This is a genomic window from Halobacillus sp. 12SKB (assembly GCF_052941655.1).
In genome coordinates, this window is sequence record NZ_JBRFWR010000001.1 from 3,778,985 (window position 1) to 3,791,514 (window position 12,530).

The following is a 12,530-nucleotide window of genomic DNA, read 5'->3' on the forward strand; positions in this document are numbered from 1 at the left end:
GATCCCCCATCCCAAACTCCCGTGAAATCCTATGAGCAACTCATAAAGGGTGGACGGATACGAAATTAGTCTTTGTCTTGTTTAAAATTTTTCTTTATCCCCATGCCTATCGATGTACCAATGAGGCCGCCAATACCGAGTCCGATAAGAAGACTCCAATCGATTTCTCCACCATTCCATAAACTTATAATGAATATGCCTGCAAGAACACCAAACATCCAGCCGATCCAGGATTTGAAGAATTTTTTAATAAGAGTCCCCCCTTCCATCCGTTCTCAAATGTGTTTCGTTTTCATGATCCACTGTTTTTTACGGTTGCTAAAAGAGAAACATCCAACTCTTCACTTTCAATGACAATCGCTGTTAAACCGTTGTCTGTTTTCGTTTCATGCCATTCGTCTTTTTCCCAATAGACGGCGTCCCCACTTTTTACAGGAGTAAACCTTTCCTCTTCCCCTCGGACCATCCCTTCTCCTGCGACCACAAGCAACAACTGTGGAACGACGGCTTGATGGTAACCGATCACTCCACCTTCATCCAGATGCATGCAGCCGATATGGGCGTCTTTCTGAGTCCTGGTTATGCGTGCCATGATGAAATCCGATTGGAACTTTTCAATCTTTCTACCTGTTTCTTTTTTAAAAGAATAAATATTCATGTTTACCTCCTCAGGACATTTGATAAATGAATGGGTTTCCTGAGCACTCATGCAGCAGGCTGTGAAGCAACCGGCATATATCTAGTAAAATAAGCGCCTAATATGAGGAGGAAAATCGTGATCATCCAACTGATGATGCCAAGACCATCCAGCCAGTAAGCCATTAGGTTCAATATAGCAATAGCGAAAAAACAGATGGATGTCAGTGCTGTTTTCCATCCCTTCACTCCTGCCTTCTTTCTTTTATGTATGAATACAGAAACCGATACCAATAGCGCTAGAAGTAAAAAGCTGGAGAGAAGTATTTTCATGAAGATCACCCTTCCTTTTTTAATAGTTTTCCATATAAGCCGTAAACTGAATGGCGAATCCGACAAGAAGAAGAATTCCTACAAGAAGACAACCGATATGGATCACTCTCTGAAATAACGTTTCTTCCTTCACTTTTTTAATCGTCGCAAGCGGCAACAATGTTAAGAGAACGCCAAATAGTAAAGCCAAATCCATCGTTCATCCCCCTTTTATTGGAATAGATGGTGAAACAAACGATCTTTGTCGTCAAAAAACTGCTTCATGATGGTGTAATGGTTCGTTGCTTCAAGCGATGTCTCTTCCATACCATCCTCCGTCAACTCTAAAATTTTCGAAACAGGATAGGCCATCAATAAAGGAGAGTGGGTGGAGATGATAAACTGGGAGCCTTCAAGAACGAGATCATGAATCCTTCGAAGCATCGATAATTGGCGTATTGGAGAAAGTGCAGCTTCCGGCTCATCCAGTATATATAACCCTTCGCCTTGAAAGCGCTCAGTAAACGCCGCAAAAAAGGACTCACCGTGCGACTGCTCATGCAGGGACTTTCCTCCAAATGATTCGATGATTTTCCTACCACCTATTTTTCTGTCCAATTCTTCGATATTTGTGGCGACATTATAAAAGCTCTCTGCACGGAAGAAGAAGGAATCCTTCGGTCGATGGACCCCTTTGACGAGACGTAGGTATTCATCCAAATTGGAGTGCGAGTCATAGCTGGAAAAATTGAAATTGAGTGTCCCGCCCTCAGGGTTAAAACCAAGCGCAATCGCCACTCCTTCAAGCAATGTCGATTTCCCCATCCCGTTTTCACCAATGATATAGGTGACATTCGGATGTAGCTGTACTCCCTTGAAGTTTCGAACCACCGGTAGATTGAGCGGGTAATTCTTGTAGGATTGAATTTGCTCGCGTTTTAGCTCAATGGAACGAATATACTGGGTCTGTTTATTTAATTTTGTCATTCTACCACATCTAAAAATAAGGGTTTCGTCTACCTTTGATAAAAGCATCCAGGAGGGCTATGACTGGTGCAGAAACGAAAAACATAAGGACCATGTTTTCCGTTGGACCTCGAACAGCATGGATGTTTGCCAGGATGATGCCACCATATAGAAAACATTTCATGATCACTGCCCTGTCCTTTTACTTCCTTACTTGTCCTTCCGTCGGCATAACTACTGCAGCCACCAAATAAATGAGCCAGGTCAAACCTCCTGTAAAAAACCCGGATACGACCACGATGATCCTCAAAATACTCACATCTATGTTATACGTTTCACTGAGACCGCCGAGAACCCCTGACAACTGGCTTTCATTCGTGGAACGATATAATTTCTTCATAAATTTCCTCTCCTTCATCATTTATTCGAACAACCAATCAAAAAATGTGATGACGTAGGACATATTGAAAAAATACACCACTTGCATACCTGAAAATACAACCATAATTACCAGCGCCCGCTTCATGGTCTGTTGGGTCAATTGAAGAAAATAACCGATTCCCCAGATCACATAGACCAGCAGAATACTAAGATTTCCACCTATATATGGATCTTCCTCTTCTACGAAGTGAGTACCGAAATAAAGAAGAAATCCCCACGCTAATAAAAGTACGAATAAAATCAGATTAGTCACATGAATCTTTGGACGAATGGTCAACTCTCTTTTCTTCAAGGTTCGCTTATTCCCATCGCAAGAAGAAGAAAGAACATAACAACGAGCACGCCCCCGTTCAATACGAATCCTGCGGTCCCGGCGATGATTTTCTTAGATAGCACCGCACAGACGATCCCTATGAGGGAAAGGGAACTTCCAACGATTACTACCAAAGGCAGATTGACGTTTGGCCCTCGGACCAATAGAAATAAAATTACATTAACGATAACCATCCCCAATGACACCAACATCCACTTGTTCATGATTCGCCTCTCCTTCCCTTACAAAATGTACTTCGTTTTTCCTTTCTGTGTACCATTGATAGGCTGATACCGCCCAGTCTGCCGGAACATTCTCCATTGCCGTATGTCTTACGGGGTTTGCCTGATTAACCGTATTGATTGAAGCAAGTTTCAGCATTTTTTGAATAAACGTTTGCGAAGCTTCCATTTCAATGACTTTGTTTCTTTTAGATACAAAGAGGCTCGTCGTAAATCCACCTGAACGAAGCTGAATGTATTGATCATGGATAGCATAGCTGGAATGATAAAAGCTCAGAGCACGAGAAATCATAATAAAGATGAACAGAAAGACGGAAAGAATCCACCAGGCTGAAGATATCCCGAATGGTTCAGGCTTGACGAAATATAAAAGGCCTGTCGAAATCATCCATAGCCAGCTTGGTTTCAGCATTTTAATCCAAAACGACTGCTTTGGCAGTCGGTTCATTTGTGAGGAAAATTGATAATCAGGTAGTAACTCCTCAACTAAGGAATAGGCCCGTTTGACAGGCAAGAATGGATAAAGCGCGCTAACTTCCGATTCCTCTCCACTTCCTCCCGCACAAACGAATTTCACTACAGCAAGGCCGAGTATCCTTTTCATAAACGATTGCTCAATAAGGATGGCCTGTACTTTGTTTTTTGAGATTGATATATGTTTCTCTTCCACCATTCCCTTCGTAATAAAAATCATGTCTTCATCAGAAGCGATTTCATATTTTCCGTATTTTACAATTGTTCTTCCGATGCCAAACACACCAGAGAGTACTACGAATAGAATGCTAGCTGTCACAAGCACCGTCGGTGACTCAAACAGGAAAGAAAGGAATCCATCCACCTGCTTCTCAAAATGAAAATCATCCAGCTTTGACAATAGTGAACCTATCATTGGAATGAATGCTAAAAAACTGAGAGATGCAAACGAAGCCTTCACGATTTCCTTTTTCGTCGGAGTGAAATGAACCGTCTTCGGGTAACCTCTTTGGATTTGGTCATCCTCAAAATTTCTCATCTGTTCTTCAAGTACGGGAACTTCTGCTTCCTCTGATTTTACTGTTTCCTGCTTAGAAGCTGGAGACAATTTTCTTTGCACACTCTTCTCGATCCACGCCGCTTCTTCCTTTTTCAAAACAGGAAAGCGAATTGAACTTTCCCCTCCCTGCATGCTCGTTTCCAATGTTAGTGAGGTCATACCTGAGACACGATGGAACCACTTCGATTCCTTTTGGACATTCTGGATTTTAGAATAGGGGACCGTTTTTTGTGTGGATGTAAGCCAGCTGTGGGTCATATGTACAGCCGTGGCTTCCAATTGATATGTACGAGAATACCATTTAATAGGCAGGTAAAGCGCCGTCAAAAAGAACAAACCAATAACAACATAACGACCATACTCGAAAAACCATGTTTCTGAACCCGCTTTTACAACAAAGAAAAAGATGAAAAAGAACAGACTGTTTTTGATCAAATTTGCTAATTCATAGACCATCATCAGGGGATGGTTTCGTTTTCTGCTCATATCTCCACCTCTTCTACTTTGGCATACACAGCGATTGAATCTCTTAATTCAAAAGCTTTTGATTTTGGCAAAGCAGGAATTTCATGATCAGATCCCACCGTATTTATTTTGACAGAATAGAGATTGTACCTTTTAAGTAACGGGCCCTGGTGAGTAGAAACCGACTGGATTTTTGTCATAGGAATGATGTGGTGTTGTTCATGAAGAGCTCCAGATTTTAATTGCAAATATTCTTCATTGACGTCATACCGCCAATGCTTATATAACAAAGAGGCTCTATAGAATGCCCAGATGGTTGATCCAACAGAAAGCACAGTGAGAGCGATAAGGACCCATTCAATCCAGTCATACCAGGAATAATATTGGTCGGCGACAAACAGCGTTGCAAGAATCACGAACCCTATAAGATTCCCTATGGTTTCACTAATGATCCATACCTTTACACTGTCCTTCGATAATCGTTGTTTGGGGCCATCCATTAACGCCTGCATTTCCATCTCTCCTCATAAGAATATGATGTAAGAAAGTGTCATTTCTTCCACTATCTTATACGACTGTGCATCCAAACGGTTTCATAAATACACAAAAAACGTTTGAAAACTTAGTCTCGAGTCTTAAATAACTCTGGATTCGATGATAGTTTAATAACACAAATAAAAAAGCCTCTTCCCAGGGAAAGAGACTATTGATCAAATTAGTTTTCTATCGACCGGTCGGCAAAGAGTTCCTCTTTCATCGCATAAATTGCCGCCTGCGTACGGTCATGGACCTGCAGTTTGCTTAATAAATTACTGACGTGCGTCTTAACCGTTTTTTCTGTTATGTACAAGTCACTGGCAATTTCTTTGTTGCTTTTCCCAAGGGTGATTTGGTACAGCACATCTTTCTCCCTGTTCGTCAGCTTGAAATGGACGCCCGGTTCTTTCTTTTCCGCTCCACTGCTCATTTGTTCCAAAAGTAGATTCGTCGCTTTCGGATGCAGAAGTTTTTCCCCTTTAGACGCGGCTCTGATTGTTTTCACAAGTTCATCGGGATCGACATCTTTCAGCTGATAACCGACAGCCCCGGCCTGCAGCGCAGGAATGACATGATCCTGATCCGAATAGCTTGTAAGGACGACCACCTTTGCTTCCGGATGGGCTCGACGTAATTTTTTCGTCGCTTCTACTCCATCCATGACCGGCATCATCAAATCCATCAGCACAACATCCGGCTTCCACTCTTCATACGCGTTTAGCGCCTTTTCCCCATTCTCCACTTCACCGATGACCTCTATATCTTCTTGCGTATTCAGAAAAAATTTCAACCCTCTTAGTACGACGAGATGATCATCTACGAGCATCACTCTAATTTTCATACTCACTCCCCCCTCTCCCTTCGATAAGGTAAAAAGACCTCAATGGTTGTTCCTGCCCCCGGTTCGCTTCTCACAAAAAGTTTCCCACCTAACAGTTCTGCCCGTTCTTTCATGCTGATCAGCCCGAGTGTCCGTCCATCGTCATCCGCTTCTATTTGAAATCCACTCCCATGATCCATCACAGTCATCCCAGTTCCTTCTTCTGTATCAAAAAGGCGGACCGTAATCTCATTCACATTCGCGTGTTTCGAGACATTGTTCATCGCTTCCTGACTGATCCGCCACAACGTTTCTTCCGCCTGGCGTGACCAGTCAGGGAGACGTTCCATATCAAACTGAATACAGAGACCAAGATGCTCACCATATTTCTTCATGGCAGAAATCAACCCTTCTTCAAGTCCGACGGGGCGCAGCTGCCAAATCAATGAACGCATCTCTTTCAAAGACTGCTGGGACATGGACAGCATCTCATCCATCAATTCTCCAAGCGATGAGTCATACTTGGACACGATCTCCTTTGCCCCCTTCGCCGTCAACGATAAGGAGAAAAGCTTCTGATTCACAGAATCATGCAAGTCGCGGGCCAGCCGTTTCCTCTCCTCATGGAGGAGCAATTCCTGCCTTTTTTCTTTTAAAGCGATGCTTTCATAAACCAGTGTTAAATGTCGCCCCAGTGCAAGGAGGAATTCCCGATCACCAGGCTGAAACGAGGTGCTTTCTTGTGGTTCGATCCAAACGTATCCTAATACTTCCTGTTGTCTCTTCAACGGCAGCACAGCAAGGGATTCTTCAACCCTGATTTCATCTGTCAACGTATAAGGAGGCTTCTTGCTCTCTTCATTTTTTATATAACAACCCGTGGAAGACCACCCGAAAATCTGGCAGCCTTCCTTTTCCAAAATCTCTTTTAAATCATAAAAGTCATCCGCAGACCACAGAAATCCGGCAAGCTGGTTCAATTTCTCAAAGCTTTCCGCACGCCTCCGCTCATCTTGGTACAAGCGTGTTCGGCGGATGGCTGTCCCGATTTGGAAGCCGAGCGATTGAAGCAATGTCAATTCTTCCTGTGAAAAATTTTCTTTCCGAGGAGAAGCGACGTTTAACAAACCGAAGGATTCTTCCCCGTCCCCAAGCGGAATGGTGGCATGGTGGGTAATCCCATTCGTCTCCCCCCAGGCATGCTGAATCGCTTCATTCAGCCGTTTACACTCTATGATGTTCACCGGCTGGTTCAGTTTCCCATTGCGATAACGGCTCAAGCAGTGACAATCCCCGCTGCACATCGGCTTGTACTCCTCCCACGATAAAGCTGGAGGAAGTCCATGATGAGCAGCAAGTACATAATCTTCTGGAGTGTCGATGAGAAATACCCATCCCGCATCAAGCTTTGTCAGCTCCAGCAACTTTTCCAACACCGTCTGAAGCATCGTCGTCATGTCATTACACCGGTTAAGCGTTTCAGCTATCACTTTCATAATGTTTAATTCTTCCACCCGTTCATAGCCCCTCATTTTGCACCCCCTTTTTGTCGAATTCTCAAGTGAGTTTGTCGAATCCCCGACTATCCCATCTGGATTCTTAAATAATGATGTCGAATACTTAAATATCTTTGTCGAATTCTCAAATATCGCCCATTCAACTGCTCTTCACATCCACAAAACGATCCGCCATGGATTCCGCCAACAACAAATCGAGCTTCTCTTCCATTTCCGGTCTCAAACGACTCCCTTCAAAGTGTTCCGGGTCAAAAATCAGCTGTCCGGGAACTACCGCTGCGTAGAGTCCACGTCCAACGGTGCGCATTTGGTTCAGCGCATTGATTCCGCCTTTCCCACCTCCGGCAACAGCAAGCAGTAAAGTCGGTTTCCCTTTAAAATGGAACCCGCTTAAAAATTCGAGCGCATTTTTCAACGCGCCACTCATACCATTATGATATTCCGGCGACACCCAGATAAAACCGTCCGCTTCTGCGACAACTCTACGCAGCCACTGGACGGAAGGATGATTTCCCTGCGACTCTTCTCCATTGAATAATGGAAGATTCAGCTTACTTAAGTCGACCAGCGTGCCATTCAATTTATGCTCTAATGCCTGAGCGACAATCTTTGTCCGTCCATTCGTCCTCGGTGTTCCACTAAAAATCACGATACTCATTGTTCATAACCTCCTTACTTCTTAGGTTATGGGAAAAGGCATCGTCTTGAATCCGAGAATGGAAGGAACATTATCTACACCATTGGACTGAAAACATACGTTCGTCTATAAAGGAAGAAAATCATCCGGTTGAACATCTCCGCCTTCTCCTGGAGGAAGCGGACGGCTGTGGATGGAAGGATAAAAGAGATGGAAGAAAGCTGATCTGGACATGGATCTGGTTTCTTCGTCTGTCTGCAAGTAGACGGTTTTCCGGTCCGTCCCATAATAGATGTGGATCATTTCTTCATCTCCAAAGTCCAGGGTTCCAAGTTTCTCCCCTTTCGTCCATCGAACGTCCACAGAGGCCGCCCCATCTATCCCCTCAGTAATCGCCCTAATCTCCTTAATGGATTCGACCTCTATCATTCTTTTCATCTCAGAATCATGAAGAATGATGGTTGAAGGAAGTCGGGTGAATTCTACTTCCCTCGACCCCTCTAAAGCTTCGTCTTTAAGAACATAAGCATCCACAGGCGTGGCACCAAGCAGCACAAGCATAAAGACAAAGGTCAAACGCTTCATCCACTCACCCTTCCTGGAATTTTATACAAAAAACACTTGAACCTTAATGGATTCAAGCGTCTCTCGCTGCTATTTTTTGAATAAGGACATGATTTTACCGAGCGTTCCGCGGGAATGTTTGACGGAATGTTCCAACCGTTCATTGAACTCGCTTTGAGAGCGCCACTCTTTCTTCTGTTCCTCGCGCATCTCCCGGATTTCTTTTTGGAGATACTCCGACTTTTCCTGCTCTTCACGCAGCAGTTCTTCATATTGTTCTTTCTGCTGCTGCATCATTTTATCCATTTTCGTATGCGTCTTTTGTGAAAAATTCCCGACTCCGGAGCTGATCACATGGTGATCCTGTTTTAATCGGGAGACGGTCGTTTTCAGTTCAGCCATATCATTTTTCAACTGAACGTTCATTTCTCTTGAGGCCGCAAGCTCACTGGCTAAGAAACGGAACATCTCTTTCATCTGATCGGAATCCTGCAGCTCCGTTCCGTCATATGTATCTGAAAGAGCGAGTTCCCTTGATTCATAGCCTGCGAGAAGCTCCTTCTGTTCTTCTACGATTTCTTTTATTTTATCTTCTTTTGGCATTTCCGTATCACGGATCTTAATGAGAGCCTCGACATCTGACCTCACAAAAATCCGCCGGTCGCCGTCTTTGAAAAACTCATACCCGTTCTGTTCCAAAAGCTGCCCATACCGTCTGACCGTCGTTGTGGCGATCCCGACTTCTTCAGCTACTTCCTTCGTAGAGAAAGCACGTTCGTTCGGTTGTATATCGTGTCGCATATCGGGCCTCCTTTTCTATCTATATAATGAATAACAAACATCATTACTTCTATTATAGAAGTTTTTCGACTTTCTGCCCATCCACATTCCGTTTTATTTTTTTCCAATTAAATTCCGTGTTTCCTTCTCTTTTACAAAAATTTCTCCATACGGATGTCCGCCCACTTGCTACCGTTCCAATACGTAAAATCCGGGATTCTAGCAATTTCTTTATACCCAAGCTTCCTGTAAAGCTTCTGTGCTTTTTCATTAAATTCAAACACTCCAAGCTCCACCCGGTCGAATCCCTTCTCTTTGATTCGATCCTCCAGGTACCTCATCGCTTCAAATCCGATTCCTTTCCCCCGACCAGCTGCCTCACCAATGGTAATTCCGATCCAGGCTGTATCCTGTTCTTTTTTATGTAGATGACCAGGGTTGATCATGTAATTCATCTCTCCAACGAGTACATCATCCTTGTAAATAAGGAAAATCTCATGATTCTTCAACCGCTGTTTTAAATTTTCTGTTGTGACTTCATACCTTTTCTCCAATGCGTCTTGATCCGGATTCGGCCGGACCATCGGAATGAGCGATGTATCATTTTCCCATCGATCGTATGCCGATGCGATCTGTGACGTTGGCTCAGTCAGCTTTTCAAATGTAACACCCATGACTGCTTCCCCTTTCGCTACAAAAGCTTAAAGATTATATCCGCCAAATTTCCCATGCTATAGTTTTCGGAATGTTTTCTATATATATGGGAGTCTCTATCTAATCATTGTTCTTCTATTAAAACATACCCTAACCCTTTCAAGCATAGATTCATGGGTTTACAATAAGATGGACTTGAACATCAGGAGGTCTAATGTGAGGAAAAAAGAAAGAAGGAACAAGCAAGGATTTTTAAAGGAGGATACTCATTGGGGAGTAGAGAAAGGACTGGTCATTCAATAAATGGGGGCAGACAATCCTGGAGTCCCTTTACAAAAAACATTCCTTTCCCTTTCATCATCTGCCGCTGCTGTTCAGAATACATGACTTGACTATAATCCTCTCCACCACCTTTTTATGGAAGGGGGACAGGGACGAACTCAAACAAATACGCAAAAAACAGTAAAAACGCCACAAAGGAAACGACAAGCTTACGTTTTTTGAATTCAATTATGGCAAAAGCTGCAACGCCTGTCATGGTCAAACCATAGAAAACAAAATCGAACCACCGCTCCTCAATATAGAAAATTTTCACCGTATATAAAAGCCAGTAAAAAACCACGGCATATAGGTACCACTTTGTATGTTTAGACTCTCTTTTCTCATCTGTCATTGATAACCACTCCACAAAGGAAAATCAAAGTTTTCGTTTTTCGTCCTCTATTAGATTGAATCATGATCCATCTGTGTACTTGCGAAAACGCGGCTTGCTGAAATAAGCACCCGTAAGCAAGAATAAGAGTGAAACAAGCACACCTGTTGCAGCCTGATTCATTAATAGAGAAATTGGGATTACGATCGATGCTAATAAAAATAAGGGTTTCATCATTTTTTGTACTCCTTTCCCCTTTCATTACCTCACCCTTTGGAAAGGTAAAAACAGGCATGAAATAAGCTAAGACTGAAGTATTCTTCCCGATCCCTCTTTTTACCTGATAAGTTCAAACCACCTTGAACGTATTTGAATTATTCAAGAATCAAATCATCTAATATTCTATGTAAAAAACCTAAATGGAAGGACGTTCAGCATCCATCGTGTTGGCAAGAAGGATGTAAAGGAAGAATGAGATCGGGAATGTAACAATAAACAACAGACGAATGGCCATAGGATAAAGACCAACATGCTGTGCAATGCCTGCACAGACCCCATGCAAGGATTGGTTCCTCACGGATCGTTTCACTTTTCATTCCCCCTTCATAATTTATAAACTCTCCTCATGCTGAAATTAGGGAACGAACTCTTTCAGCTTCAATAATAACAGCATACTTGAAGACGATTACCATCTAAATCGTAAAAATCAAAGTAATAGTTTTCCGAGTCTCTGTGCTTATCCCCGACGTTCACCTTTTTGTCTTTCAATTCTTCATACGTTTCATCTAAATCCTTCGTGAAAAAGATCGGATAGTTCCGACTCGGCAACTCCCCGTTTTCTTTCTCTTCAATGGTCAAAGGGACCGGATGATCGCCGATGGACAGCACCCGGTACCCTTCCCCTTTAAAAGAAACGGTAAATCCAAGCTTTTCCTCATACCATGTACCGGCTTTTTCTATGTCCTTCACTCCGAGACACATGGTATCGATCTTTTCAATCATACTGAACCTTCCCCCTGCTCATATATTTTCCTCGCATCCGCCTTTTTCTGCGCCTGCCACGTCCGAATCATATTGGGAACCCCGACACTTAAACTGACCAATAAACTCCACATCACGTAACGCCACTCGCCTGAAATTGATGCCACAACAATAAAAAAGGCGAGTTGTCCAACAAGGGCAAACCATGAAGCAATCCAGGCAAACGTCAGGTTTTCTTTCATCCCATCCCCACTCTCTTATGGTAAATGATTCCTTTTACTCATCGTATCACAAAAATAGTCATACAGAACAAAAAAGCCACTGAATCCTTTCAGTGACTTTTCCGGTGTTTACCACCAATAGGAATATGGATAATAATACGGCCACCACCTGCGGATTCCCCAAAATGGGAAGCCGAACAGCCCAAACGGTCCAAAGAATGGAAAAAACAGTCGACTGTCTTCCTGATCAATGCTCCTATTCTGGCCCTGCTGGCCGGTGGGCATGATCAAATTCATCTGATTTTGATCATAGCTGTGCAATAATCCGGTATGTGTCTGCCCATCAGCCATTTCAATCTGTACCATTTGAAAAAGGTTTTGTCTGCAGAAATCATGGATATTTTGAGGCTGGCTTCCACTTCCCTGCGTTTGTGGATTCCCTGTATTGTTCACCCCATCACCCTCCTTTGACTCCTCACATTTTATGCAAAGCGCCCAGGAAGGTGATTAAAAACATGTACTTATAACCTTGAATGTCTGGTGGACCACACGAGGTCAACAGAATAACGAGTAGCGGTATCCGTTGACCGGTATAGCTTGCCCTACAGAAAAAGATTTCTCAAGTACAACACTCCATAAATGACTCCGCCAAGTAGCCCGATAAATAATCCGACCATGATAAATCCATAGGCGAACCCTTTGATCATGGAGATGAAGTCAAGGGCCATGTTTTTTAATGTACGCAAAATAAAACTCATG

At 43.2% G+C, this 12,530-nt stretch carries 24 protein-coding genes; all 24 read right to left on the reverse strand.

The annotated features are described in order from the left end of the window. Positions 1–65: 65 nt before the first annotated feature. A complete protein-coding gene (locus tag ACQ4XT_RS18955) occupies positions 66–269 on the reverse strand; it encodes a hypothetical protein (protein WP_446855078.1) in 204 nt (67 codons plus the stop codon). A 23-nt stretch (positions 270–292) separates the two neighbouring features. Continuing rightward, positions 293–658 carry a cupin domain-containing protein gene (locus ACQ4XT_RS18960; RefSeq protein ID WP_446855080.1) on the reverse strand — a complete coding sequence of 122 codons (366 nt, stop codon included), beginning with the start codon at positions 656–658 and terminating at the stop codon, positions 293–295. A gap of 47 nt (positions 659–705) precedes the next feature. Next, positions 706–969 carry a hypothetical protein gene (locus tag ACQ4XT_RS18965; protein ID WP_446855081.1) on the reverse strand — a complete coding sequence of 88 codons (264 nt, stop codon included), beginning with the start codon at positions 967–969 and terminating at the stop codon, positions 706–708. 19 nt (positions 970–988) lie between these two features. Then, the gene (locus tag ACQ4XT_RS18970; RefSeq protein ID WP_446855083.1) at positions 989–1,165 is read right to left on the reverse strand and encodes a hypothetical protein; all 177 of its coding nucleotides are present in this window, start codon (positions 1,163–1,165) and stop codon (positions 989–991) included. Positions 1,166–1,179: 14 nt separating this feature from the next. Next, positions 1,180–1,935 carry an AAA family ATPase gene (locus tag ACQ4XT_RS18975; protein WP_446855085.1) on the reverse strand — a complete coding sequence of 252 codons (756 nt, stop codon included), beginning with the start codon at positions 1,933–1,935 and terminating at the stop codon, positions 1,180–1,182. A gap of 10 nt (positions 1,936–1,945) precedes the next feature. Then, positions 1,946–2,098, reverse strand: a complete 153-nt coding sequence (locus tag ACQ4XT_RS18980) for a hypothetical protein (RefSeq protein WP_446855087.1) — start codon at positions 2,096–2,098, stop codon at positions 1,946–1,948. A gap of 18 nt (positions 2,099–2,116) precedes the next feature. Continuing rightward, positions 2,117–2,314, reverse strand: a complete 198-nt coding sequence (locus ACQ4XT_RS18985; protein ID WP_446855089.1) for a PspC domain-containing protein — start codon at positions 2,312–2,314, stop codon at positions 2,117–2,119. Between the two features lie 21 nt (positions 2,315–2,335). Further along, positions 2,336–2,608: a hypothetical protein gene (locus ACQ4XT_RS18990; RefSeq protein WP_446855091.1), complete on the reverse strand. Its 273-nt coding sequence runs from the start codon at positions 2,606–2,608 to the stop codon at positions 2,336–2,338. 35 nt (positions 2,609–2,643) lie between these two features. Beyond that, a complete protein-coding gene (locus ACQ4XT_RS18995; protein ID WP_446855093.1) occupies positions 2,644–2,892 on the reverse strand; it encodes a hypothetical protein in 249 nt (82 codons plus the stop codon). Then, the gene (locus ACQ4XT_RS19000; protein ID WP_446855095.1) at positions 2,849–4,429 is read right to left on the reverse strand and encodes a PH domain-containing protein; all 1,581 of its coding nucleotides are present in this window, start codon (positions 4,427–4,429) and stop codon (positions 2,849–2,851) included. The genes ACQ4XT_RS18995 and ACQ4XT_RS19000 overlap by 44 nt, the downstream gene beginning before the upstream one ends. Next, complete coding sequence (locus ACQ4XT_RS19005; RefSeq protein WP_446855097.1) at positions 4,426–4,920, reverse strand: PH domain-containing protein; 495 nt, start codon at positions 4,918–4,920, stop codon at positions 4,426–4,428. Before ACQ4XT_RS19005 ends, ACQ4XT_RS19000 begins: the two co-directional genes overlap by 4 nt. A 203-nt stretch (positions 4,921–5,123) precedes the next feature. Then, positions 5,124–5,786, reverse strand: coding sequence for a response regulator (locus tag ACQ4XT_RS19010; RefSeq protein WP_446855099.1), 663 nt, complete (start codon positions 5,784–5,786; stop codon positions 5,124–5,126). 2 nt (positions 5,787–5,788) lie between these two features. Beyond that, positions 5,789–7,297 (reverse strand): GAF domain-containing sensor histidine kinase, encoded by a 1,509-nt coding sequence (locus ACQ4XT_RS19015; protein WP_446855101.1) that lies wholly within the window; start codon positions 7,295–7,297, stop codon positions 5,789–5,791. 124 nt (positions 7,298–7,421) lie between these two features. Then, on the reverse strand, positions 7,422–7,940 hold the full coding sequence (locus ACQ4XT_RS19020) for an NADPH-dependent FMN reductase (protein WP_446855102.1): 519 nt from the start codon (positions 7,938–7,940) through the stop codon (positions 7,422–7,424). Between the two features lie 105 nt (positions 7,941–8,045). Further along, complete coding sequence (locus ACQ4XT_RS19025) at positions 8,046–8,504, reverse strand: hypothetical protein (RefSeq protein ID WP_446855103.1); 459 nt, start codon at positions 8,502–8,504, stop codon at positions 8,046–8,048. A gap of 69 nt (positions 8,505–8,573) precedes the next feature. Beyond that, positions 8,574–9,284: a helix-turn-helix transcriptional regulator gene (locus tag ACQ4XT_RS19030; protein ID WP_446855104.1), complete on the reverse strand. Its 711-nt coding sequence runs from the start codon at positions 9,282–9,284 to the stop codon at positions 8,574–8,576. A gap of 131 nt (positions 9,285–9,415) precedes the next feature. Beyond that, positions 9,416–9,937, reverse strand: coding sequence for a GNAT family N-acetyltransferase (locus ACQ4XT_RS19035; protein ID WP_446855105.1), 522 nt, complete (start codon positions 9,935–9,937; stop codon positions 9,416–9,418). 395 nt (positions 9,938–10,332) lie between these two features. Beyond that, positions 10,333–10,590, reverse strand: coding sequence for a hypothetical protein (locus tag ACQ4XT_RS19040; protein WP_446855107.1), 258 nt, complete (start codon positions 10,588–10,590; stop codon positions 10,333–10,335). A 60-nt stretch (positions 10,591–10,650) separates the two neighbouring features. Further along, positions 10,651–10,806 carry a hypothetical protein gene (locus tag ACQ4XT_RS19045; RefSeq protein ID WP_446855109.1) on the reverse strand — a complete coding sequence of 52 codons (156 nt, stop codon included), beginning with the start codon at positions 10,804–10,806 and terminating at the stop codon, positions 10,651–10,653. A 178-nt stretch (positions 10,807–10,984) separates the two neighbouring features. Next, positions 10,985–11,158: a PspC domain-containing protein gene (locus ACQ4XT_RS19050; RefSeq protein WP_446855111.1), complete on the reverse strand. Its 174-nt coding sequence runs from the start codon at positions 11,156–11,158 to the stop codon at positions 10,985–10,987. Positions 11,159–11,226: 68 nt separating this feature from the next. Then, positions 11,227–11,571 (reverse strand): VOC family protein, encoded by a 345-nt coding sequence (locus ACQ4XT_RS19055; RefSeq protein WP_446855113.1) that lies wholly within the window; start codon positions 11,569–11,571, stop codon positions 11,227–11,229. After that, entirely contained in the window at positions 11,568–11,792 is a 225-nt protein-coding gene (locus tag ACQ4XT_RS19060) for a hypothetical protein (RefSeq protein WP_446855114.1), read from the reverse strand. The genes ACQ4XT_RS19055 and ACQ4XT_RS19060 overlap by 4 nt, the downstream gene beginning before the upstream one ends. Before the next feature lie 108 nt (positions 11,793–11,900). After that, a complete protein-coding gene (locus tag ACQ4XT_RS19065; RefSeq protein WP_446855115.1) occupies positions 11,901–12,224 on the reverse strand; it encodes an LSm family protein in 324 nt (107 codons plus the stop codon). 149 nt (positions 12,225–12,373) lie between these two features. Further along, positions 12,374–12,529 (reverse strand): hypothetical protein, encoded by a 156-nt coding sequence (locus tag ACQ4XT_RS19070; protein WP_446855116.1) that lies wholly within the window; start codon positions 12,527–12,529, stop codon positions 12,374–12,376. Between the last annotated feature and the right edge of the window lies 1 nt (position 12,530).